General features: G+C 61.1%; 18 protein-coding genes. 10 read left to right on the forward strand and 8 right to left on the reverse strand.

Features of this window, described 5'->3' with window-relative positions:
• The first annotated feature begins 281 nt into the window (after positions 1 to 281).
• From LRQ04_RS16470 to LRQ04_RS16480, 3 genes are all read left to right on the forward strand, one after another.
• Positions 282 to 605, forward strand: coding sequence for a hypothetical protein (locus LRQ04_RS16470; protein WP_235521456.1), 324 nt, complete (start codon positions 282 to 284; stop codon positions 603 to 605).
• 37 nt (positions 606 to 642) lie between these two features.
• Positions 643 to 2,412 carry a thiamine pyrophosphate-dependent enzyme gene (locus LRQ04_RS16475; RefSeq protein ID WP_235521457.1) on the forward strand — a complete coding sequence of 590 codons (1,770 nt, stop codon included), beginning with the start codon at positions 643 to 645 and terminating at the stop codon, positions 2,410 to 2,412.
• A gap of 63 nt (positions 2,413 to 2,475) precedes the next feature.
• A complete protein-coding gene (locus tag LRQ04_RS16480) occupies positions 2,476 to 3,957 on the forward strand; it encodes an NAD-dependent succinate-semialdehyde dehydrogenase (protein WP_235521458.1) in 1,482 nt (493 codons plus the stop codon).
• Between the two features lie 332 nt (positions 3,958 to 4,289).
• Here the strand turns inward: LRQ04_RS16480 and LRQ04_RS16485 are convergent, their stop codons facing one another.
• Positions 4,290 to 5,051 carry an amidohydrolase family protein gene (locus LRQ04_RS16485; protein WP_235521459.1) on the reverse strand — a complete coding sequence of 254 codons (762 nt, stop codon included), beginning with the start codon at positions 5,049 to 5,051 and terminating at the stop codon, positions 4,290 to 4,292.
• A gap of 81 nt (positions 5,052 to 5,132) precedes the next feature.
• Between LRQ04_RS16485 and LRQ04_RS16490 the strand changes: the two genes are divergently transcribed.
• Positions 5,133 to 5,402, forward strand: coding sequence for a hypothetical protein (locus LRQ04_RS16490; RefSeq protein WP_235521460.1), 270 nt, complete (start codon positions 5,133 to 5,135; stop codon positions 5,400 to 5,402).
• A 345-nt stretch (positions 5,403 to 5,747) separates the two neighbouring features.
• Here LRQ04_RS16490 and LRQ04_RS16495 read toward each other — a convergent pair whose 3' ends face one another.
• The 6 genes from LRQ04_RS16495 to LRQ04_RS16520 form a co-directional block, all read right to left on the reverse strand.
• Positions 5,748 to 6,737: a carbohydrate kinase gene (locus tag LRQ04_RS16495; RefSeq protein WP_012623586.1), complete on the reverse strand. Its 990-nt coding sequence runs from the start codon at positions 6,735 to 6,737 to the stop codon at positions 5,748 to 5,750.
• 11 nt (positions 6,738 to 6,748) lie between these two features.
• Positions 6,749 to 8,098 (reverse strand): hypothetical protein, encoded by a 1,350-nt coding sequence (locus LRQ04_RS16500; protein ID WP_012623587.1) that lies wholly within the window; start codon positions 8,096 to 8,098, stop codon positions 6,749 to 6,751.
• Between the two features lie 119 nt (positions 8,099 to 8,217).
• A complete protein-coding gene (locus LRQ04_RS16505; protein WP_012623588.1) occupies positions 8,218 to 9,264 on the reverse strand; it encodes a ribose ABC transporter permease in 1,047 nt (348 codons plus the stop codon).
• Complete coding sequence (locus LRQ04_RS16510; protein WP_139187239.1) at positions 9,257 to 10,789, reverse strand: sugar ABC transporter ATP-binding protein; 1,533 nt, start codon at positions 10,787 to 10,789, stop codon at positions 9,257 to 9,259. The genes LRQ04_RS16505 and LRQ04_RS16510 overlap by 8 nt, the downstream gene beginning before the upstream one ends.
• A 72-nt stretch (positions 10,790 to 10,861) precedes the next feature.
• Positions 10,862 to 11,821 carry an ABC transporter substrate-binding protein gene (locus LRQ04_RS16515; protein WP_012623590.1) on the reverse strand — a complete coding sequence of 320 codons (960 nt, stop codon included), beginning with the start codon at positions 11,819 to 11,821 and terminating at the stop codon, positions 10,862 to 10,864.
• Positions 11,822 to 12,171: 350 nt separating this feature from the next.
• Positions 12,172 to 13,227: a LacI family DNA-binding transcriptional regulator gene (locus LRQ04_RS16520; protein WP_012623591.1), complete on the reverse strand. Its 1,056-nt coding sequence runs from the start codon at positions 13,225 to 13,227 to the stop codon at positions 12,172 to 12,174.
• Positions 13,228 to 13,952: 725 nt separating this feature from the next.
• Here LRQ04_RS16520 and LRQ04_RS16525 point away from each other — a divergent pair.
• From LRQ04_RS16525 to LRQ04_RS16550, 6 genes are all read left to right on the forward strand, one after another.
• A complete protein-coding gene (locus tag LRQ04_RS16525) occupies positions 13,953 to 14,987 on the forward strand; it encodes a LacI family DNA-binding transcriptional regulator (protein WP_012623592.1) in 1,035 nt (344 codons plus the stop codon).
• A gap of 102 nt (positions 14,988 to 15,089) precedes the next feature.
• Positions 15,090 to 16,403: an ABC transporter substrate-binding protein gene (locus LRQ04_RS16530; RefSeq protein ID WP_235521461.1), complete on the forward strand. Its 1,314-nt coding sequence runs from the start codon at positions 15,090 to 15,092 to the stop codon at positions 16,401 to 16,403.
• 84 nt (positions 16,404 to 16,487) lie between these two features.
• On the forward strand, positions 16,488 to 17,393 hold the full coding sequence (locus LRQ04_RS16535) for a carbohydrate ABC transporter permease (RefSeq protein ID WP_012623594.1): 906 nt from the start codon (positions 16,488 to 16,490) through the stop codon (positions 17,391 to 17,393).
• Positions 17,390 to 18,280, forward strand: coding sequence for a carbohydrate ABC transporter permease (locus LRQ04_RS16540; protein ID WP_012623595.1), 891 nt, complete (start codon positions 17,390 to 17,392; stop codon positions 18,278 to 18,280). Before LRQ04_RS16535 ends, LRQ04_RS16540 begins: the two co-directional genes overlap by 4 nt.
• A gap of 46 nt (positions 18,281 to 18,326) precedes the next feature.
• Positions 18,327 to 19,418 carry a glycoside hydrolase family 172 protein gene (locus tag LRQ04_RS16545; protein WP_235521462.1) on the forward strand — a complete coding sequence of 364 codons (1,092 nt, stop codon included), beginning with the start codon at positions 18,327 to 18,329 and terminating at the stop codon, positions 19,416 to 19,418.
• 387 nt (positions 19,419 to 19,805) lie between these two features.
• Positions 19,806 to 20,765, forward strand: coding sequence for a carbohydrate kinase (locus LRQ04_RS16550; RefSeq protein WP_235521463.1), 960 nt, complete (start codon positions 19,806 to 19,808; stop codon positions 20,763 to 20,765).
• A 387-nt stretch (positions 20,766 to 21,152) separates the two neighbouring features.
• Here the strand turns inward: LRQ04_RS16550 and LRQ04_RS16555 are convergent, their stop codons facing one another.
• Positions 21,153 to 21,812 (reverse strand): TetR/AcrR family transcriptional regulator, encoded by a 660-nt coding sequence (locus LRQ04_RS16555; RefSeq protein ID WP_235521464.1) that lies wholly within the window; start codon positions 21,810 to 21,812, stop codon positions 21,153 to 21,155.
• Between the last annotated feature and the right edge of the window lie 46 nt (positions 21,813 to 21,858).

A 21,858-nucleotide genomic window follows, 5' to 3' on the forward strand; every position in this document is an offset into this window, starting at 1 on the left:
TGCCCACCAACGACGGCGTTGGTGTGACGTGGGAGATCGAAAAGGGACCCGCCGCCCGCAAGCAGCGCTACAGCCTCCACGCACCAGGAGCACACCTTGACAGTCTTTGAGAACCAAGGCTCGGTCCAGCTGCAGGTCCGGCCCGGCGGGGAGCCATCGGCAGAAGCAACAGAGACCTGCGATGTCGCATGCTTTTTCTGCGCCGGCCCAGAAACCGACTAGCCGAATCGCCGCCCGGGCGAAAACCGACACCGTCTTATAACCAAGGAAGCGAAAGTCCCATGCACCGATGCGACAGCTGGCCGAACCTGGTCGGCGCCCGAGTGGAAATCCGGCGCCACGACAGCCATGTCCGCGACGGGCTTGTCGAAGCCGCTGCCCCTGACTCGACAACGATCTGGATCGCCGCAGAAGGCGTCGACGGGCGCTCCCTGTACACGGCAGAGGACGGCTACGAAGTCTGGCTTGAACCCGAATCCCTGCCCGACAAAATCTACATGCAGGTCATCTGCCGCCTCGGACCATCGGGGCACGCGCCAGCTGGACCCACCGCGCACACCACGCCACAAGACGACTCCCTGAACTTAAGCCACCCTCCCCTATGACTAAACAGTTCCGAGACGACAAGAGAACACAGAGGCAATGACAACGAAGTCAGTCCAACCAGCACCGTCCACTTTCGCCGATGTCGAACACATCCGGGATACGGGATCCGGCACTACCCCGCCACCGGATCCTGCTCACGATTCACAGTTCTCCGAGGACTTGAATGCACGACTGGCAACAGAGTCCGCCGGGCACGTCATCGTCGAATCCCTGGCCGCCCACGGAGTCGAGCGCACGTATGTTGTCCCTGGTGAATCTTTCCTCGACGTGCTGGACGGTTTGCACAGCTCGGACATCGAAACCATCGTCTGCCGCCACGAAGGCGGCGCCGCCTACATGGCCGAAGCTGACGGGAAAATGAACCAGCTTCCCGGCATCGCCATGGTCACTCGTGGCCCGGGCGCGGCAAACGCCCACGTCGGATTACACACGGCCTGGCAGGACTCGACCCCCATGGTCCTCTTCGTAGGTCTCATTCCATTCGCACACCGCGACAGGGAAGCCTTCCAGGAATTCGATATCAAGGCCTGGTTTGATACGGGCGCGAAACGGGTCATGGTCCTGGACCACCCAGAGCGGGCATCAGAGATCGTCGCAGAGGCCATGTTCGCTGCAATGAGCGGCCGACCGGGTCCCGTGGTCGTAGGCTTACCCGAGGACGTCATTCGCCAACAGATTCCCAACACCATTCATCCCGCCATCCCTGTTGCCACCGGCGGCATGACCGTGACAGATACCTCAGCAATCGCCGAAGCCCTCGCAGCATCGTCCAAACCTCTCTTCGTCACCGGAGGCAACGACTGGACCCAGCACGGTGCCGATGAACTGACCAGCTGGCTGGAAAAGCACCACATCCCAGCCGCTGCCGAATGGCGCACCGAAGGCACCGTTTCCTTCGACTCACCCTCCTACGTAGGACCCATCGGTTATGGCAGGCCCCGCCCAACCTACAACCTGCTCGACGAAACTGACCTTCTGATCTTCGTTGGCACAGTACCCGGCGATGTCATCACTGATGGTTTCGTCTGCCGCCAAGACTGGACCAAGAACAACTTCCTCGTCACCATCGACCCGTCCCTGCGGGGACGTTCCGGGCCCGTCTCCTATCAGATCGTCGCCAAGCCCGACGTCTTCGTGCGTGACCTCACAAAAATTGATCTTCCCGTGAAGGATGAGTGGAAGTCTTGGACGGCCCGCATGCGCGCAGAGCAGGAAGCATTCGCCGCATTGCCTCCGGCTGAGCCCACGGAGGGACAGGCGAAGATGGACACCCTGATGGCCAACCTCGTCCCCACACTCCCCCACGACGCAATGGTCACTTTCGGGGCCGGCGAGCACACCAACTGGGCGCACCGCTACTTCCCGACGCGCCGCTATGCCTCAATGATCAGCGCCCGCAACGGCTCGATGGGTTACTCCGTTCCGTCCGCCATCGCCGCCTCTCTTGCTCATCCCGAGCGTCGCATCGTCACCATCGCCGGCGACGGTGAATTCCTGATGAACGGACAAGAACTTGCGACCGCCGCGCAGTACGGCGCCACTCCCCTGGTCATCGTCATGGACAACCAGGAATACGGGACTATCCGCACCCACCAGGAACGCCACTATCCACAGCGGATCTCAGGGACACAGCTGAAGAACCCGGAGTTCGCCCTTATGGCAAAGGCCTTCGGAGGTTTCGGCGTCAAGGTTGAACACGACCATGAGGTTCCCGCTGCTATCCAGGACGCACTTACAGCCATTGATAAGGAGAAGGTTTTCGCCCTGATTCACATAGTGGTTGAACAGCGCACCAAGGCGTACTGAGAAGCCCAAGGTTCCTGCCGATGAGCTGCGGACTTCGCCCTGATCCATAACTTGAAAGAAAACATGACTATCACTCTTGAACGCGAAAGCGAACTGCTGGCTTCCGTTCCCACCGGCCTGCTGATCAACGGTCAGTGGCGCCCCGCGGGATCCGGAAAGACCTTTGATGTTGAGGACCCAGCCACGGGCAAGGTCCTGCTCAGCATCTCCGACGCCGGTGCTGAAGACGGCGCCGCAGCCCTGGACGCTGCTGCCGCCGCACAGGCCGACTGGGCGCGCACAGCTCCGCGCGAACGCGGCGAGATCCTGCGCCGCGCGTTCGAGCTGGTCACCGAACGGGCCGAGGACTTCGCCCTGCTGATGACCCTGGAAATGGGCAAGCCCCTGGCCGAGGCCCGTGGTGAAGTTACCTATGGTGCTGAGTTCCTGCGCTGGTTCTCCGAGGAAGCCGTCCGCGTTTCCGGCCGCTACTCCGCAGCCCCGGACGGCAAGAACCGCCTGCTCGTGCAGAAGAAGCCCGTTGGCCCCTGCTTGCTGATCACCCCGTGGAACTTCCCGCTGGCCATGGCTACCCGCAAGATCGCGCCCGCTGTCGCCGCCGGTTGCACCATGGTCCTGAAGCCGGCCAACCTGACCCCGCTGACCAGCCTGCTCTTCGCCCAGGTCATGCAGGAAGCCGGCCTGCCCGCAGGCGTGCTGAACGTCATCCAGACCTCCACCGCAGGGGCCGTGACCGGCCCGCTGATCAAGGACGACCGCCTCCGCAAGATCTCCTTCACCGGCTCCACCCCGGTGGGCCAGGCCCTGATCCGCGAAGCTGCGGACAAGGTCCTGCGCACGTCCATGGAACTCGGCGGCAACGCACCGTTCGTCGTCTTCGAAGACGCAGACCTGGACAAGGCCGTCGAAGGCGCCATCGCAGCCAAGATGCGCAACATGGGCGAGGCCTGCACCGCAGCCAACCGCTTCATTGTGCACGAATCCATCGCCGACTCCTTCGCGGAGAAGTTCGCCGCGAAGATCGGCTCCCTCACCACCGCCCGCGGCACCGAGCCCGAATCCAAGGTGGGCCCGCTGATCGACGGCAAGGCCCGCGACGGCGTCCACGCCCTGGTCGCCGACGCCGTCGCAGGTGGCGCCGAGGCAGTCACCGGTGGTGCCGCCGTCGACGGTCCCGGCTACTTCTACCAGCCCACCGTGCTGAAGAACGTCGCCGAGGACGCCCGCATCCTGCAGGAAGAGATCTTTGGACCGGTCGCCCCGATCATCACGTTCTCCACCGAGGACGACGCGATCCGACTTGCCAACAACACCGAGTACGGCTTGGTGGCTTACGTCTTCACCAAGGACCTCAACCGTGGCCTGCGCGTCAGCGAACGCCTCGAGACCGGCATGCTCGGCCTCAACGCCGGCGTGATCTCCAACGCCGCGGCACCGTTCGGCGGCGTCAAGCAGTCGGGCCTGGGCCGCGAAGGCGGTTCCGAAGGCATCGAAGAGTACCTCTACACCCAGTACGTAGGTATCGCGGACCCTTACGCCGACTGACCCTCACACCACCGGGGTCTTCCGTCTCGCAACGCGGAGGCCCCGGTACACCACATAATTTGACGGCAGTTGGAGGGTACCCGTGGTCGATGTCATCAGCTCACCCCCTAGGCCGCTCCCATCTTCTACGGTCCGCTGGCTTCAGGCACGGTGCAGGAGCCGGCGAACATCACCAGGCCGTGCCGGCCACGGTCGGGCGGTCAAGGACGTCCTCGAGAATGGCGGCGCAGGGTTGAAGCTCTGGCTGCTGAGTCTCGGGATCTGAAGTTCCTTGCCGAACGCGTCGACGGGCATTAGGCCAAGGCACTCCGGGAACCGGAATGTCCGGCGATCTAGAGGAGAACTCCATCCTTGGCTATGACCTTGCCGGCGCGGATGACCGTCCGCCGGGTCGGTTTGTCCATCACGACAGACGTCGGCGACTCTCCCGGAAGCAGGACCATGTCCGCGCGGTCTCCGATGTCCAAGCCCGTTGTGCTGGCCAGTCCGTCGGGAAATAGACGGTGAGTGCGGTCAGGATCCAGTACAGCCCGCCCACCAAGGGTTGCAATTGCAAGACAGTCCTCAATGTCGGAGTCTTTACGCAACTGCTGGACGAAGGCGAGCTGCCATGTCCTGCTGAGCATGTCGGCATCCCCAAAAGGAGACCAATAATCACGCATCCCGTCCTGGCCCAGTCCGAGTCGTACACCGGCCTCCGTAAGGAGCTTGAGAGGCAAGACCCGGTTGCCTCCAGGGGCAATCGTGGTTACGGCAATATCCAGCGCTGCGATGTCCTCGATGGCCGATTCTACGGCCCGGGACGAGGCCGTCGCCAAGGCATGGGCGTGGGAGATAGTCACCTTCCCCTGCATGTTCAGCACTCGGACACGTTCGCAGATCAGATCAAGCGAGAACATGCCAAGCTCGCCGAGCTCATGAAGGTGGATATCTACGCCGACTCCTTCAGCTTCCGCGATGCCGAAGACAACGTCCAGATGCCGGCGCGGGTCACGGTCGAGCCCGCACGGATCGATCCCTCCGATCAAATCTGCGCCGCTACGTACGGCCTGACGAAGCAGGGATGCCGACCCAGGATCCCGGACAATCCCCACCTGAGGAAAGGCAACGACCTCAACCTAATCGACGTGACATATTCTGCGGCCAGGTAGGCCCTGCCTTCACAGTGGGTGGAGATGGCGAAACCCCGAAAGGGGTCTGCCGACGAAAAGATCATCCCCTGGCTGCTCAAGCGGCCGGTTTTTGAGGCCCACAGCGCCGCCTACGCTGCCGGCGTTGCGGAGAAGTCCGTGTACGGCGCCCTGGAACGGCTTACCGAGGCCGGAGTCATCAGCTTGGTCGGGACATCCCAGCGCCACCGGGCCTGGGCTGCAACGGAAGTCTTGGATGAGGTCGACCGACTCAACAAGCGGCTCGCCGAAAACGCGCCCGCGGCAGCAGAGTGACGGCAGAGACAGAAGCGGCTGCCCAAGGGGGTCGGGCCACCGACCCCCTTGGGCGTGAACGCAAAAAACCTGGCTCCCTACACAGTACGTGCGCCAGGCCATCGTGACCCACTCCCGACCGAGCCGCCCTCATGCCATAGGTTGACGGAATATCCCTTATCGGCGTTTGAAATCCTCGATGAGGGAAGGGCCCGAGATCGCCCTGAGGGCGCCACCGGCCTCGCCCTTAGCGTCCACGAAAACCAGCGAAGGGCCTGCGTCGGTCTGGCTCTTCGGTAGCTGCGACGGCGGCTGTCGCCGTCGCCCGTGGGTCCGATTCCATCGGCTTTCGACTTTGCGGGTTGGTCAATGCACGCTCCGGAAATCCGCCGGGGCGGCAAATAGGTCGCTGAGCTCTCGCGCCCAAGGTGGATCGGCACCTGGCCTGGAGCAGGTGATGGATGCTGCGCCGTTCGCATAGTCAAGCAGGTTCTGAAGTGCTTGGGGTGAGAGATCCTTCAATTTCTCCCGGGCGCCTGCGCCGAGGAGGTTTCTCGTGCCGAGCCAGGAAATTAATGCGGCCATGAAGGAATCGCCTGCGCCGACGGTGTCAGCGACTTCGATTTCCCGGGCCGGCATCTGTACCATCGTGCGGCCGTTTGTGATCACTGGACCGCCTTCGCCGCGGGTGACTGCCACTATGGCCGGTCCCAGCTTGAGCCATGCGTGCGCGGTCTGGTCTGGCGTCCTGTCCGGGTACAGCCATTCCAGGTCCTCGTTGCTGGCTTTGACGATATCGCTCGCCGCTACAAACCGCTCGATGTCCCGGCGGGTGCTGTGAACATCTCCGCTGATCGCGGGCCGGCAGTTCGGGTCGTAGCTGATCGTGGCACGTCCACGGGCAGCTTGCAGCAGCGTGTAGACAGTGTCGCGCCCGGGAGGCAAGACGGTGGCGATCGAACCTGCATGGACGTGGCGGGAGCTTTCGACTGCTGACAGCGCTGGAAGAGAGGTCCCGTTAAGATCCCAGGTGATGGCGATGGAATAGCGGGCGGCTCCAGCGTGGTCAATGTTTGCGGTAGCAACGCTTGTCGGGGAGTGTCCGCCGACGAGGGCGGCGACCCCGTTGGCCGTCAGATGTTTTTCGATCATCCCCCCGTACTGGTCTTGGCCGTAGTGGGTGATCAAACTGGTCGTCATGCCGAGGCGCGCACAGCCAATGGCAACGTTTAGCGGGCTTCCGCCCGGACGTATGGCGGTCGAGGTTCCCGTTTTGTGGGGGTGAGTGATGACGTCCACGAGAGATTCACCGATGACCGTCACTCGGGGGTAAGCGTCTGGGCTGGCGGTTGGCATAGCTTTGGAGGTCACGCGCGGTGGGCCGTGGGTGCAGTCTCCAGTTGGTCTGCCACGTGCTGCCAGCCGTCGCTGAACATACCGTATGCCGTTTTAATTTGGACACCGACGGGAAGTTCGGGGCATTCGTTTTCGCCGTTGGTTCCCCAGTTGACCCAGCCGGACTGGCGGCGCTGGACGATCTGGAAGGCACCGGACGGTTCAGATGTCCACCACACCATGGTTCTGTCCAGGTCTGAATGGAATTCGGCGGTTTTTGAGGCCGGCCCGGCGAAGATGGTTTCGTGCGGCACAGCCGAGACATCGACGGGGGCATCCGCTATCGTCCAACGCCGTTCAGGCAGGTCGGCGAGCACGTGCGAGGTTGCCCTGACACGGGCGAGGCGTTCGCGGATCTCCTCGTTGTCCAAGGCGCCTTCCCAGCTGCAGAACAGGCGCCAGTACAGGTCCCAGTGGGCCGCTTCGATGTTGCCGGTGAGTTGGCGGCGGAATTCCAGGAACTTCGCAGTGTTGGACGTTGAGTTCGCGATGGTTTCCTCGACCATTTGTGCGAGTTCAGCGGCGTAGGGATCGCCGGAGCGGTACCGTGTGCCGTCGTATGCTTCGAAGCGGTTGAAGACCACATCGCCTTGGCCGGCCTCGAATTCATCGCCGACGGTGATCTTGTTGGTTATGGAGCGTCCGTTGATGACGGTCTGGAAGTCGTCCACCCGGTAGCTGCGGGTGAAGTAGGGCGTGCCGTGGGTGAACTGCCAGTCGATGGAAAACGTCTTGCCCTTGAGTTCCTCGAGCAGGCCGTCGGGGATTGTCCCGTGCATCCGGTAGTGATGCAGGATGGGGCCTTCTTCGATGGTTTCGATGTGGACGGTGGTGTGTTCGGGCGGGTTGATGAGGCCGTTCTCGGGGGTGAAGAAGGGGCCGTAGAACCCGCCGATGGCGTTGTTGCCCGAGGGCAGCAGGTCGATGCCTTCTTTCAGCGTTGCGAAATGACGCAGTCCCCATTTTGAGGCGCCGGTACCCTCGGCAGTTCCCGAGCACATTTCGAGGTCGAAGTATCCGGTGTCCAAGCGGACGAAACCGTCGGCTTCGACAGGTTCGCGCTTGGTGATCCCGTCAACGTGACCGGTGACAGGTGCGGTCAGCGTGAGCTCGAGGCTGCCGTCAAAGGACAGGACGGTGACGAAGGTGGTTTTACCTGGTTCGGGTTGGGCGTTCAGCCGCTGGCAGGTAACGGTGTCTCCGGAACTGGTAGTTGCAGTCCAAAGGCTCTCGGTCAATACGCCGTCGACGGTGAAGGTCACCGGTTCGTTGGTGCGGCGGCCGGGAAGGGCGTCCTTGACGGCGATGGTGGGCAATGCCACGGGCTTTTCCTCTCAGGTTTTTTGGCGTGGGGCTGCATTCCGGCCGCTTGGGAAAGCGGGCCGGAAATGTCCCCCCGGGGGCAGGCAGGATGCTGCTGCCTGGTGCGTTGGGTGTGCGCTTATGCAGCTTTCTGGGCTGCGATGGCCTTGGACCACGGCAGGCGGAGCGTACGCTGCTTCAGGCTGTCGATAGCCACCGCGAGGATGATGACGAGGCCCTTGATCAGCAGCTGGGTGAAGAACTGGACGTTCATCAGGATCAGTCCGGTGCTCAGGACACCGAGAATGATGGAACCTATGAGGGTTCCGTAGATCCGGCCCCGGCCGCCAACAAGACTCGTGCCGCCCAGAACGACCGCTGCGATCGCATCCAGTTCATAGCCGCCGCCCGCTGTCGGCTGGGCAGAGACGACCCGGGCGGAGAAGATGACGCCGGCGAGTCCGGCGCAGACACCCGCGATGACGTAGACGGAAGTGAGGACTCGCTTGACGTTGATTCCTGCCAGCCTGGCTGCTTCAGCGTTGCCGCCGACGGCGTAAACGTGTCGGCCGTAGCGGGTGCGCTCAAGGACGAACCATGCCGCGACGTAGACGATGACCATGATCACCACGGGCACGGGGATGCCCGCAATGTACCCGTTGCCGATGTCCCGGAAATTTAGGGTGTTGGAGACAATGGGCTGCCCGTCGGTCATCGTGTAGGCCAGACCGCGCAGGAAAGTCATGGTGCCGAGGGTCACGATAAAGGCGGCCAACGCCAGGTAGGAGCTGAGCAGGCCGTTGATCAGTCCCGCGAGGGCCCCTGTCAGGACTCCGACCAGGATCGCGACGGGTGCGGGAAGTCCCGCGATGCCTGTCATGACCGATGCGACCCCCGCGACGGCCAGAATAGAGCCCACGGAGAGGTCGATTCCGGCTGCGAGAATGACGAACGTCATTCCGGCGGCGAGAATCGCGTTGATGGAAATCGACCGGGCGATGTTAAGCAGGTTGTTGACGCTCGCGAAGTTCGGGGCGATGACGACCATCAACGCTACGAGGGCGATCAGGACAACGAGGATGCCAACGCGGTCCCACCAGTAGGCGAAGTCGAAGCCGCGGGCAGGCATGGCTACGGCCTCTGGCCGGAGGTCAGCGTCCTGTGGGTTGAGAGCCTGGTTAGTCATGGAATTCTCCGTTTGTCTGTGCTGCGGTACCGGTCGCATGGGACATGACGTCCTCTTCGCTGGCGGTGCGTGAGTTAAGTTCGTGGACGATCTGGCCGGAGCGCATCACCAGGAGCCGGTCGCTGATGCCAATCGCTTCGGGCAGGTCCGAGGAGATGACCAGGATGGCCTTGCCGGCCCTGGCCAAGTCGTTGATGACTTCATAGATTTCGCTTTTGGCGCCGATATCCACGCCCCGGGTTGGTTCGTCCAGGATCAGAACGTCGGATTCTCTCATCAGCCACCGGGCCAAAACCGCCTTTTGCTGGTTGCCGCCGGACAACGCGCTAACCGGCAGGCGCAGGGCGTTTTGCCGCAGGTGCAGGCGTTCCATCTGCTTTTTCACCGCATTCCGGATCCTGGTCCGCTGGAGCACACCGGCGTTTACGTGCCCACCGAGGGAACTGACGGCGATGTTGTCCTCGACAGTGTGGGAGACGAACAGGGCCTGGTCTTTGCGGTCCTCAGGCACCATCGCGATCCCGCGGGCGATCGCCTGGGCAGGGCTGGAGGCCAGTGCGGCCTTGCCTTGGACGGTGACGGTGCCGCCGCGGGGCCGGTCCGCGCCGAAGATCATGCGGGCCGTCTCGGTGCGGCCGGCCCCGATGAGTCCGGAAAGGGCGACAACTTCCCCTGCACGGACCTGGAAGCTGACCGGGCCGATTCCGGCTCCGTCGGTGAGGTCCTTCACGTCCAGCATGACCTCTCCCGGGCTGTGCCGGTCGTGGTGGTACAAGTCCTCAAGGTTGCGGCCCACCATCATCCGTACGACATCGGGCGGGCTGATCTCAGTCTTTTCCCTGGTACCGACGTACGTGCCATCGCGGAACACGGTGACGCGGTCCCCAAGTTCCCAGACTTCTTCCATCCGATGGGAGATATACACCAGCCCGACGCCTGCGTCGCGCAATTCGTTAATGATCTTGAAAAGGTGCAGCGTCTCGCTTCGTGACAGTGCCGCCGTTGGTTCATCGAGGACCAGGATTTTGGCGTTCTCGCTGACGGCACGCGCAATCTCAACCATCTGTTGCATGCCGATACTCAGTTGGCCGAGCTCGCTGCGTGGGTCGATCCGTGCCCCAACACGGGCAAGTTTCTCTCGGGCCTGGGAAATCATGGCGCGACGGTCCAACGCCCCGAACCTGGTCGAAGGCTCGCGTCCGAGAGCCAAGTTCTCCGCAACTGTCATCGCCGGCACCGTGTTGAGCTCCTGATGGATGATGGCTATGCCGTGGGAAACGGCCTCCTGCGGGGAGCGGATGTCGATTTCGTTGCCGTCCATCAGGATGCGTCCGGAATCCCGGGTAACATTTCCCGCCAGGATCTTCATCAGCGTGGATTTACCGGCCCCGTTTTCGCCCATCAGAGCATGAACTTCACCCGCACGCAGGTCGAAGTGGACGTTGTTCAGCGCCAGGGTCGCGCCAAATCGCTTGGTGATGCCTTCCAGCTGCAGCAGCGGTTGGCGGGAGGTTGTTGTGGTCATGGTGGGGCCTATTCTCGATCCGGTCATGTGGGGCCGCTCCACGAGATGAGCGACCCCATACAGGAGTGGCGGCTACCAGCCCTTGTACTGGCTGACGGTGTCGCGGGTCACAAGCTCACTGGGGATCAGGATGGTGGTCTCCGCCGGGGGCTTGTTATCGATGATGTTCTGGGCGACTTCGACGGCCTTGCGGACCATCTCGGCCGGATTCTGCGTTGCCGTTCCCATGAACGGCGACCCCGACTGCTTCAGTTCCGCCACTGCCTCGGGGCTTCCGTCGACACCGGTGACCTTTACGGTTCCGGCCTTGTGGGCCTGCTGGACCGCCAGTACGGCGCCCAGCGCCGACGGGTCGTTCATGCCGAAGATGCCCTGAACATCCGGGGTGGCGGTGAGCATGTCAGTAGTTACGGCGAGGCCGGAGGCGCGGTCGTTCTTGGAAGCCTGCTGCCCGACAACTTTAATGCCAGGAAACTTCTTCACAACGTTGTTGCAGCCGGTGATGCGGTCGCGGATTGTCTGGAGCGGGGTTCCGTCCACCAGGAGAACATTGCCCTTTCCTCCCATTTGCTCGAACAGGTACTGGCAGGACTTTTCACCGGCCTGGACTGCATCCGTCATCACCACGGCATCGGCGCTCTTGGCCGGAGTGTCCACAGCGATCACAATTATGCCCGCCTGCTTCGCCCGCTCAATAGCCGGCTGGATGCCGTTTTCATCAACGGCGCTGATGACAATCAGGTTCACGCCCTGCTGGATGAAGGTGTCAATCTGGGTATTCTGATTCGCCAGATCAAGCTGGGCGTCCTGGGTGTTGGCGGTGGCTCCTATCGAGGCGGCGGCTTCCTTGGCTCCCTTGTCCATGGCTGAAAAGAACGGGTTTGACATGTCCTGAACCATCAGGCCGATCTTCTCGATCTTTTTCGGCTTGGCCGCGGGCTGGGTGTCGCCGGAGCTGCAGGCCGCGAGACTGAGCGCAGCCAGTGTGACGGCGGCAGTGAAGACTGCAGACTTCTTGACGAGCTGTTTCATTTTCGGATCTCCTTTGAACCGGAACCGGCGAGGCCGTGACGGCAAGCCAGGTCCGTGAAAAACGGTGGATGGAAATAAGTGGAAAGTGTTTCGCCGGCTTGCTTCGGTGCTAAGACCGGCTTTGTGATGTGTCCCGGTGATATGCGAACGCCTGAGCAGTCATCACCGGACCCTGACCTTGTCCGCTGCTCCCCCTCGCGTGCCCAACCAGGTTCTTGAGTTGGGCGGTCAGGCTGCCGCCCTGTGGCGGCGAGCGTGCGGGAATTAGACATGTTTGACCGCCGAAGTCACAAGCCGACCAGACGGGGTCGTTAGCTGTAGTCGTTTATACGATCAGGGGGCGCTCCGGGTCAGCAGCCGCAAGACTGCCGCACGATTAAGTCCGCGTTCACCTCCCGGCGGTCCTCCGGACGGTAGCTGGGTACGGGGGGATCGCCCCGCCGCTCGGCTTCCAGCTGCCCATCCAGAATGCGGGTCAGTGTCTGCGCGGCCAGAACACCGATCGATTCGCTGTCCTCGTCTACCACCGTCAGCGGCGGATCCAGCAAAGGGGCCCAGGCAAACTCGTCAAAAGCCATGAGTGCCACCTGGGTTGGGACAACAATCTCACGTTGCTTGAGCGCGGTAAGGACACCGTGCAACAGGGGGTTGTTTCCAGCAATGATCGCCCTGGGCAGTGTCCGCCCAGGGGTGTTCAGGTAGCTCGACAACGTCTTGCATGCTGAGTCAGAGTCGTTTTCTGTCTCCAGCACTCGGAGTGCAGCCCCATGCTTCGTGGCAGCTTCCTGGAGCCCGCGCTCCCGTTCAGCCCGTGTGGACCATCGGCCCGGATAAGCCAAAAAGAGCCAGTCCGTATAACCGTGCCGGGCCAGATGCGCCCCCGCCTTCATGCTCGCGGCGTAATTGTCCGTCAAAATGCTCGGCACTTGTGTGGCGTCTTCCGGCGGCGCCGAGTCGACGAAAACCACCGGGATGTCCCAGCTTTCCAAGAGCTTAACGTTTTCGCTGCTTAGCGTCAGGGTCGTGATGATGCCAGCCGTACGCGACTGGATCAAGTCCTGAACGATGGCGTCCTCGACCTCCGGGGTGTAGACGCCTTCCGCGGCAATGTCGGCCACAACGGCATTCCGGCCGGATACCCGCAGGACCCGCTGAACGCCCTTCATAAGATCCAGATAGTAGTAATTCGAAGTACTCGCCGTAATGACCGCGACCGAACTCCGCGATTTCTTGCGCAACTCCTGAGCCGCGCGGTTCGGTACGTAGCCCAGCTCCCGGGCAGCCTTCAGCACGAGCTTGCGGCTGGCAGCCGAAACGTCCGGGCCGTTACTCAAAGCACGTGAAACTGTGTAGGACGATAGGCCCGTGGCTTCGCTAACGTCCCGCAAGGTGGGCTTCTTTGCCATGCCCCGCCTGCTTTCTAATCGTTTAGGTTTAGGTTCCGCATCGATTCACGGCGCGTTACCTAAAGGATTAGGGTCAACCATAATGTGATTGCTCGCACACGTCAATAACCCGGAACTGGGAAGGAGCTGAAACACCCCGTTGCCCGATCAGCCCATCGCGGATTGGATCGCCTCGGTACCCCAGGGTGACCCATCTGGCGCTCCGCGTCATCCAGGAAGGCCATGCGGGGCCATGTCAGCCGAGCCTAATGGCACGCCACGCGAGACGTACGTTACGATGGCGACGCGCTCAAGGACGCCTTCCAGATACTCGGCTGACCCCGCACTGAGTAGGCGGATCCCCCGCCGTTCTGGCTCTAGTTTGACGGTTCTTCCTTATCGGCGGCAGCCAACCCGGATGGGAGCCGGAGGCTTTACGAGCGAGTAGGACAGGACGGCCTCCCGCAGCCTTTGTACAGAGTTGCTCGACCGTGGGCCCGGGTAGTCAAAGTCCTAAAAGGAACGGCGCCTTCCCCTTTCACCCTTGCACTTCTCACCCGGAGACGTCACACAACGTGGAAGGCCGCGTTCTTTCTACCCATTTTAGGTAACGCTTTGATAACACCGTTGCGTCAATGCGTTTGACGAATTGAGAGTTACATCAATCGTTTGCAGCAATGCCTCAAACGATTGATGTAGGAGGATCAAACGATTGATACAAATCTCGAAAGGAGGCGAGCGGATCGGTGTCGTTGGTGACCCTGAGGGACATCGCAAAAGAAGTCGGCGTATCCATCTCTGCGGTCTCGCTCGTCCTTAATGACCGCGGTGATGGTCGTGTGAACGCAGAGGCAGCGGCAAGAATTAGGGCGGTTGCTGAGGAGCTTGGCTATGTCCCGAACTTGTTGGCCAGGGGCCTGAAAACCAAGCAGTCTCTAACTATCGGGTTGCTTTCCGATGGTGTGGCCTCTACGGCATTTGCAGGACCGATGATCGCTGGCGCACAAACAGTCGCTGCCGAATTCGGCTACTTACTGATGCTCATCGACACTGTAGGCATGTCCGGGCTGGAAGCTCCTGCAGTGAAGGCGCTGCTTCAGCGGAACATTGAAGGGCTGATTGTGGCGCCTGATTATCACGCGATTGTGGAGTTGCCGCGTGTGCCTCGTTCATTGCCAATTGTGGTCTTGGACGGCCGCCCTGAGGACGCCTCCATGTCGGACTGGGTCGTGCCTGATGAGACGGGAGGCGCCTTTACCGCAACCCGGCACCTTATTGAGGCAGGTCATCGTCGCATTGCCATGTGCAATTTGGACGACAAACGGTACATAGCAACCGCTTTACGCAGGCGGGGCTACGAAGAAGCGCTGCGGACCGCAGGCATCGTGCCGGACCCTTCTCTTCATGTGCTGGCCAAGGAACTTACAGCCGCGGCGGCAAGGGAAGCAGCGCGGGACGTGTTGTCGAGGCCAGATCGGCCCACCGCCGTGTTCTGTTTTTCGGACAGATTGGCCTTCGGCGTTTATCAGGCCGCCGCGCAGCTGGGTCTGCGGATCCCCGAAGACCTGTCCATCGTTGGTTTCGATAACCACGCCTTTGTTGCCGAGAGCCTTCTTCCCGGCCTGACTACGGTGCAGTTGCCTCACCACGACATGGGCGTCTGGGCAGCAAGGCGCCTCATTGAGCGCAGCCAGGAAAGCGGTGAACCCGGCCCCGTTGTCTCACAACTTACTCATTGCCCGTTAGTGCAACGAGCCTCCGTCGGCCCACCACGGACGTAATCCCCCCACTTTTGTAATCACAAAGAATCCGAGCGCACTGCTTCGGACATGCAGTCCTGCCCTCAGGGGCATCGGCTGCCAACTCAGAGAGGAGTTCGCACCATGCGAGCAATTTCCCGTCGCCAGGTTCTTGCAGGTCTTGGCGCACTCAGCGTCAGCGCCCTGGCTCTTACCGCATGCAACCCGTCCAGCCAGCAGAGCGGGTCGTCCGGCAGCGGTACATTCAAGATTTTGCAGTACGAAGACCCCACGACACCGCAGGGCCAGGGATGGCAGAAGGCGGTCGAGCTGTTCAAGGCGAAGCATCCGGATGTGAACGTTGATGTTCAACAGACGAGCTTCGATGCGTTCCGGCAGAACGCAAAAATTCTATTGAGCGGTAATGACGTCCCCGATGTCGTCGAGTTCAATAAAGGCAATGCCGATGGCGGTCAGCTCGCCTCCCAAGGCCTCCTGGAATCGCTGAACGATGCAGTAGCCAAGTTCGGGTGGGATAAGAAAGTCACCGGTTCCATGGCGGCCTTCGCCAAGTATGACCAGGACGGCAAGGCCGGCTCCGGTGACTGGTACGGCATCCCCAACGTGGGTGAGTACGTGTACTTCTACTACAACAAAGCGAAGTTCGCCAAGGCAGGGATCACTGAAACGCCGAAGGACCTTGCGTCTTTTGAAACGGCCATGGACAAGTTGAAGGCCGCCGGCGAACTGCCCATATCAAGCTCCGCCAGCACCAGCCAGGGCTTCAACCAGATGTGGGTCTGGTACTCCCTGATCTCCGCCCAGGCCAGCCGCAAGGAAATCGACGACTTCATGTTCATCAAGGACAAGACTGATTTCCATTCAGGTGCCTGGAAGAGTGGAACAGAACGTTTCCAGCAGTGGATCGATAAGGGCTACGTGGGTGACCAGCTCGGAGGCCTCTCCTTCGAACAGGCTACCGTCAACTTCCTTTCCGAAAAGGCCGCGATGCTTCCCTGGAACAACGGCATGTTCGCCCGGATCAGAAAGGACGCATCCTTCGACTGGGGATTCTTCATCATGCCAGGGGCCAAGCTCTCCATGGGGTCCTCAGGGCACCTCTGGGGCGTTCCCGCCAAGTCCAAAAACAAGGAGCTGGCCTACGACTGGATTGAAACCACCCTCAGCCCCGAAGTCCAGAACCTCATCGGCCAAAAGGGCGGCCTGCCCCTGGCAGGCGACATCAATGCCATCTCCGACCCCCTGACCAAGGAACTTACCGAAAAGTTCAATGACGTAGTGAAGGCAGACACGCTTTCCTTCTACCCGGACTACCCTGTGCCCGGTTTCCTGGATTTCATCCAAAACCACATGCAGGCCATGTCGAACAAGAACGAAACCGCCTCACAGTACCTCGACGCCCTGCAGACCTTCTACGACAAGGGCACCAAGAGCTAGCACTCAATCAAGGGAACGGGGCGAAGTACTCCGGCTTTGCCCCGTTCCTGACATCCCTCATCCTCTAACGAATGGAATTTCGCCGTGAGCAAAGGACTGGCGCGAGGACTGCGCCGACCGAGCGGCTACTGGCTATATCTCGTACCGATCTTCATCGGTTTTCTGGCCGTGGTCGGTATCCCTTTTGCGACTAACATCTACTTCTCCCTTTTCCGATGGAAGGGCGGGGCAGCGCCGATGCGCTGGAATGGCCTGGGGAACTACGCCGCGTTGTTTGCCGATGTCGAGTTCTGGACATCTTTGCGCAACTCAATTTTTATGGTGATCGCCATTGTGGTGATCCCCACGGTGATTGGCCTTCTCCTGGCCGCGCTGCTTACCGAAACCATTGGCCGGCGCTTTGGACCTAAGATCGCCAGCTTCCTCCGGGCCACCTACTATCTTCCCCAGATTCTGCCGATTGCCGTCGCCGGCTTCATGTGGAGCTGGATCCTCGACCCCTCCAACGGCGCCATCAACAGCTTCCTTCGCTCCATCCAGATAACCGGCCCCGACTGGCTCGGAAACCCTGACCTGGCCATCTACGCGGTGATGCTGATGCTGATCTGGCTCCAAATTGGATACCCCCTGGTTATCTTCATGGCAGCCTTGTCCCGAGTGGACCCGGAGCTCTACGAGGCTGCTGCATTGGACGGCGCCGGGAAGTGGCGGCAGTTCATCGCCATTTCCGTACCTACCATCAGACCGGAAATCTTCATCGTGGTACTGACAGCCACCGTGGCCGCGCTGAAGGTCTTCGCCCCGATCCTGATCCTGACCGGAGGCGGACCGGAAGGGTCAACCGTCGTTCCCTCTTACTACGCCTACCGCAACTTCTTCGAACTGTCACAGGTGGGATACGGCTCCGCAATCTCCACCGTTATGGCCCTTGTAATCTTTGCCATTGCAGCCCTCATGCTGTGGTGGCAGCGCAGGCAGGAAGCACGATGAGCACCACACAGACCCGGCAGACGACAGTCAATCTGACGCCCAACCCCCAACGTACTCGCGCTCAAGGCAGAACGCCCAGCGAGTGGGTGCTGCTTGCCGTTGCCGTCATTGCCGGCGCCGCCATCTTCGCGCCCTTCGGCTTGATCATCCTCAACGCCTTTAAATCCACGCAGGACTATTCAAGCCACGGGCCCTTGAGCTGGCCCACATCATTGTCCATCGACGCCTTCATCAATTACCTGGGCAGGGTTAACTTCGGCCAAGCCTTCTGGAACTCCCTCATCATCTCGCTCTTCGTTGCAGCGATAGCAGTTGTGCTCTCCCTTATGAGCGCCTACCCCCTTGGAATAGGCCGCGTAAAAGCAAATGGTTCAGTCCTGGCCGTACTGCTGGTAGCCACCATGCTCCCGCACGAAGCCCTCATCTACCCGCTGTTTTATGGAGCCCAGGCCACGGGAACCTTTAATACGGTGTGGAGCGTCATCATCGTCTTCTCTGTGCTGCAGGCAGCGTACGGAACATACCTCTTGGCTAGTGTCATGGGCGCGATCCCTAAGGAACTGATCGAGGCAGCCCAGCTGGACGGAGCCACCCGCTGGCAAATCCTGTGGCGGATCCTGGTCCCCATCCTCCGACCCAGCCTGGCAGTACTGGTGGTGTTCTTCTTCATCTGGACCTGGAACGAGTTCTATATTCCCGTCGTACTTCTATCAGACCAGTCGTCCCAGACAGTTCCGATTGCCCTGGCCACGCTCCGCGGCCAGCACAACATCGACATCACGGTGCTCAACGCGGGATCGCTGCTGTCGTTGCTGCCAACCCTCGTTTTCTTCCTGCTCTTCCAGCGCACCCTTGTACGTGGTGTTGCGGCCGGAGCCGTCAAGTAAGCCGCTCGAGCAACTCGAGCACAATTTCCATCGAAAGGAAAACCCTGTGACCATCCAATGGGCCACTATGCCCTCGGGCGTCAGCAGTCGCTCAATCAACGCCGAAAACTTCACCGGCACCCCAGGCCAAGGCGCAAAAGCCTCCTCCAACCTCGGCCCTGGCCGCAAGGGATCCGCCTGGATTAACGTCCCTTCAGGTAAAACTGCCACCCTCGCCGAGATCGAAGGGCCCGGAGTAATCCGGCACATCTGGCTTACCGTGGACCACCGCACCGATGCCGGCCCATTCGTACTGCGCGATCTCGTACTGCGCATGTACTGGGACAACTCGGAAACCCCAAGCGTCGAGGTCCCCCTGGGAGACTTTTTCTGCAACGGGTTCGCACAGCGGGCGCTCGTAACCTCCGAGCCCATCGTCGTAGCCCCAACGGGCGGCATGAACTGCTTCATTCCCATGCCCTTCCGCCAAGGAGCACGGATCACCATTGAAAACCAACACGGTGGAGAACTGACCCACTTTTTCTACCAGATCGACTACACGGTCGGGGACGACGTCGCAGATGCGATGTACTTCCACGCACAGTGGCGTCGATCAAACGGAAATCTCCCGCACGGCGAGGATCACGTGATCCTTGACGGCGTACAGGGCCGCGGTAGCTACCTCGGCACCTATGTCGCCCTCGCGTCCCTGCAGCGGTACTGGTGGGGCGAAGGTGAGGTCAAGTTCTACGTGGATGACGACACCGATTACCCCACCCTTTGCAGCACAGGCCTCGAAGATTATGCAGGAGGCGCCTGGGCATTTCAGGACGAGCTACGCACCGTGCCGGACCCGAAGGTTGTAACCTTCAACGCGCCATACTTCGGGTACCCGTTCCACGAGACTGTCGACCGGACCAAGGCCGCTCCCTTCCATCCCGGAATGCCGCCCATGCACGCCCTTTACCGTTGGCATATACCGGACCCCATCTATTTCCAGGAACGGCTGCGGGTGACAGTCCAGCAGATTGGTACTTGGGACCACGGGGGACTGTTCGAACGCAGCGACGACATCTCCACCACGGCGTACTGGTACCAAGACGGCATCAACCAGCAGCTTCCGCAGCTTCCCGGGGCCCAGCAACGCTGGCCGAGGTAAAAGATCTCAGTTGGGTGGCAGGTTTGCTCGGTACGACCCGGGCTCGAATCTAATTCACCTATGAGTTGGAGGATGTGGCGACACGAAATAGTCGACGCATCCTCCGACTCACTAACCTGGGGCGTGAGCTGGTACGGCAGGCGGCCACCCCGGTCTTGAGAGATGCCGAGCGACCGACGTTGGGGCGCACGTCGTAGCCAGTGCCTCAAGGCGACAACAACATACGGCTTACGCAAACGAAGGAACGGCCACCTTCGGCAACCTCACGATCAACGAGATGAGCGCGGCGACCTGGTCCGACGTTTCCGGCGGGTCATCCCGCCGTTGCGGCTAGCCGGCTGCGGAATGACCTGCCGCTCCCCTACCAACACTGCCCGAGAGACAAACATGGAATACCTCAAAGCAGCCCGCCCGGACGCCCAACAGCCCCTTGACGCCGTCGTTGTAGGCGAAGCGCTGATCGATGTGGTCACCACCTCAAAGGGCCAGGTTGAGCACCCCGGCGGATCACCCGCTAATGTCGCCTATGGCCTGGGGCTCCTGGGAGTCACCACGGGCCTGCTCACGGCCATCGCACCCGATGCCCGGGGGACATCAATTGAGAATCACCTCCACCGGGCAGGTGTATCTCTTCTGCCCGGATCAAAATCCCTCACCCGCACGGCAACAGCCACCGCAAGCCTTGCCCGCGACGGATCCGCCGATTACGACTTCGACATCCACTGGCAGCTGCCTACAGCAACGCCCGCATATTTTCCCAAAATCCTGCACACCGGTTCCATAGCCACCTTCCTCAACCCTGGGGCAGGTGCCGTCAAAACCTTGCTCGAACAAGCCCACAAGCATTGCACCATCACCTACGACCCGAACATCAGGCCATCCCTGCTCGGCAGCCATGCTGAAGCCAGGAACCTTTTCGAGGATCTCGTCTCGCTCACAGACGTGGTGAAACTCAGCGACGAGGACGCCCACTGGCTCTACCCCTCGAAAACACTGGAAGAAACCGCTGACCACGTCCTTCGGCTGGGTGCCGGACTGGCAGTGATAACCAAAGGTGCCGCCGGCTCCCAATTCGCCTCCCCGTCCGCGAGCATCACCATTCCAGCATTCAAAGCAACCGTGGCGGACACCATCGGTGCCGGTGACTCCTACATGGCCGCGCTCATCCTGGGCCTGCTCACCCGCGGCACCGAAGGCTTCGCCCCCACCGTCATGGAGCAGCTGGGACGCACCGCAGCCGCCGCAGCGGCCATCACCGTGCAGCGCGCCGGAGCGAACCCGCCCACCCTGGACGAACTGAGATCTGTAGTCGATGCATCGACGAACCGGTACTATACAACCGCATAAAGTCGCGACTCACACTGTGGAATGAACTTTCGAGGTTATGCCTTGCTGAACTACACCCAACCTGACGTCGCCGCCGCCTGGCCAGCGACGATTCGCCCGTCGGCGAGTTCAGGACTGTTCCTAGGTACCTGTAGAGCTGCAAGAGGTATCACCCCAAAGACCGGCCCAAGAAATTTCCATAAGGCCCCGATTTTTGAACCATTTTATGATTCTCGGTGCACTGCACCCGGGTTTCCTGCCGCTCCTCATGTCAGGTTGGCTTCTGAGAGCATCATGGAGCGACTGTCAATGAAACCGAATTTCGCCCTATTCTGACGCCGAAGTTGATGGGCGCGGTGTGTAGCGGACGCTCCTAGGGTTTCTGTTCCATCGGGCACGACCCGATGGCTACGGACGGCTTTTTGCGTGGACCCTATCGGTGGCGCCAGATGACCATCCTGCGTTTTCCTCCGGCACCAGGATCAGATCGAGGTAGCCCTTGAGGATGCCGGGCACGTCCACGGTGTCAGGATTGAGGAGCCACTCGGTTTGAATTCCTTCCCATAGAGCCACGATGGTAGGTCCCGCGACATCAGGGTCGACGCCCGGCCTGAGCCGGCCAATGCTCGCCAGATACCGCAGTTCCCCGCTGTATTCCTTCCGGAGGCGGGCGAAGCGCTGGACGAAGTAGTTACGGGCGGGGTGGTCCTCAGTTGTGGCTTCCCCGGAGAGTACGGAGTAGAGCTCTACGAGGTGGGGAAGCCCTTCATTGTGCTCCGCCTGCCGCACGATGGTTTCGGCAAATCGCTCCCGTGTTCCCGGGGTGCTCGTGGATATTCGGTCGCGGTACTCGAGCACCGCCACGAGCAGCTGGGCTTTGGTGGGGAAATGGTGGAGGAGCGTGGTCTGGTTGATCCCTGCCCGGTCCGCAACGTCCTGGATGCTGCCGCCGTTGTAGCCCCGTGACCCGAAGACCTCTACGGCGGCTTCAAGAATTTGCCGTTGGCGCTCGGCGGTCTTGGCGTAGGGGCCGCGCGGGCCTGAGCGTGCGTTCGCCTTCTTAGTCATGAAATCCAGTCTAGTTTCATTAAAAACTGAGCATCTACTCAGCTTT

The organism is Paenarthrobacter sp. AR 02, assembly GCF_021538675.1.
Lineage (GTDB): Bacteria > Actinomycetota > Actinomycetes > Actinomycetales > Micrococcaceae > Arthrobacter.

Excerpts from the sequence above, each read along its gene's own strand:
- LRQ04_RS16470 (WP_235521456.1), top strand. The coding sequence starts at position 282 with ATGCACCGATGCGACAGCTGGCCGAACCTGGTCGGCGCCCGAGTGGAA.
- LRQ04_RS16475 (WP_235521457.1), top strand. The coding sequence starts at position 643 with ATGACAACGAAGTCAGTCCAACCAGCACCGTCCACTTTCGCCGATGTC.
- LRQ04_RS16480 (WP_235521458.1), top strand. The coding sequence starts at position 2,476 with ATGACTATCACTCTTGAACGCGAAAGCGAACTGCTGGCTTCCGTTCCC.
- LRQ04_RS16490 (WP_235521460.1), top strand. The coding sequence starts at position 5,133 with ATGGCGAAACCCCGAAAGGGGTCTGCCGACGAAAAGATCATCCCCTGG.
- LRQ04_RS16495 (WP_012623586.1), bottom strand. The coding sequence starts at position 6,737 with ATGCCAACCGCCAGCCCAGACGCTTACCCCCGAGTGACGGTCATCGGT.
- LRQ04_RS16505 (WP_012623588.1), bottom strand. The coding sequence starts at position 9,264 with ATGACTAACCAGGCTCTCAACCCACAGGACGCTGACCTCCGGCCAGAG.
- LRQ04_RS16510 (WP_139187239.1), bottom strand. The coding sequence starts at position 10,789 with ATGACCACAACAACCTCCCGCCAACCGCTGCTGCAGCTGGAAGGCATC.
- LRQ04_RS16515 (WP_012623590.1), bottom strand. The coding sequence starts at position 11,821 with ATGAAACAGCTCGTCAAGAAGTCTGCAGTCTTCACTGCCGCCGTCACA.
- LRQ04_RS16520 (WP_012623591.1), bottom strand. The coding sequence starts at position 13,227 with ATGGCAAAGAAGCCCACCTTGCGGGACGTTAGCGAAGCCACGGGCCTA.
- LRQ04_RS16530 (WP_235521461.1), top strand. The coding sequence starts at position 15,090 with ATGCGAGCAATTTCCCGTCGCCAGGTTCTTGCAGGTCTTGGCGCACTC.
- LRQ04_RS16540 (WP_012623595.1), top strand. The coding sequence starts at position 17,390 with ATGAGCACCACACAGACCCGGCAGACGACAGTCAATCTGACGCCCAAC.
- LRQ04_RS16550 (WP_235521463.1), top strand. The coding sequence starts at position 19,806 with ATGGAATACCTCAAAGCAGCCCGCCCGGACGCCCAACAGCCCCTTGAC.
- LRQ04_RS16555 (WP_235521464.1), bottom strand. The coding sequence starts at position 21,812 with ATGACTAAGAAGGCGAACGCACGCTCAGGCCCGCGCGGCCCCTACGCC.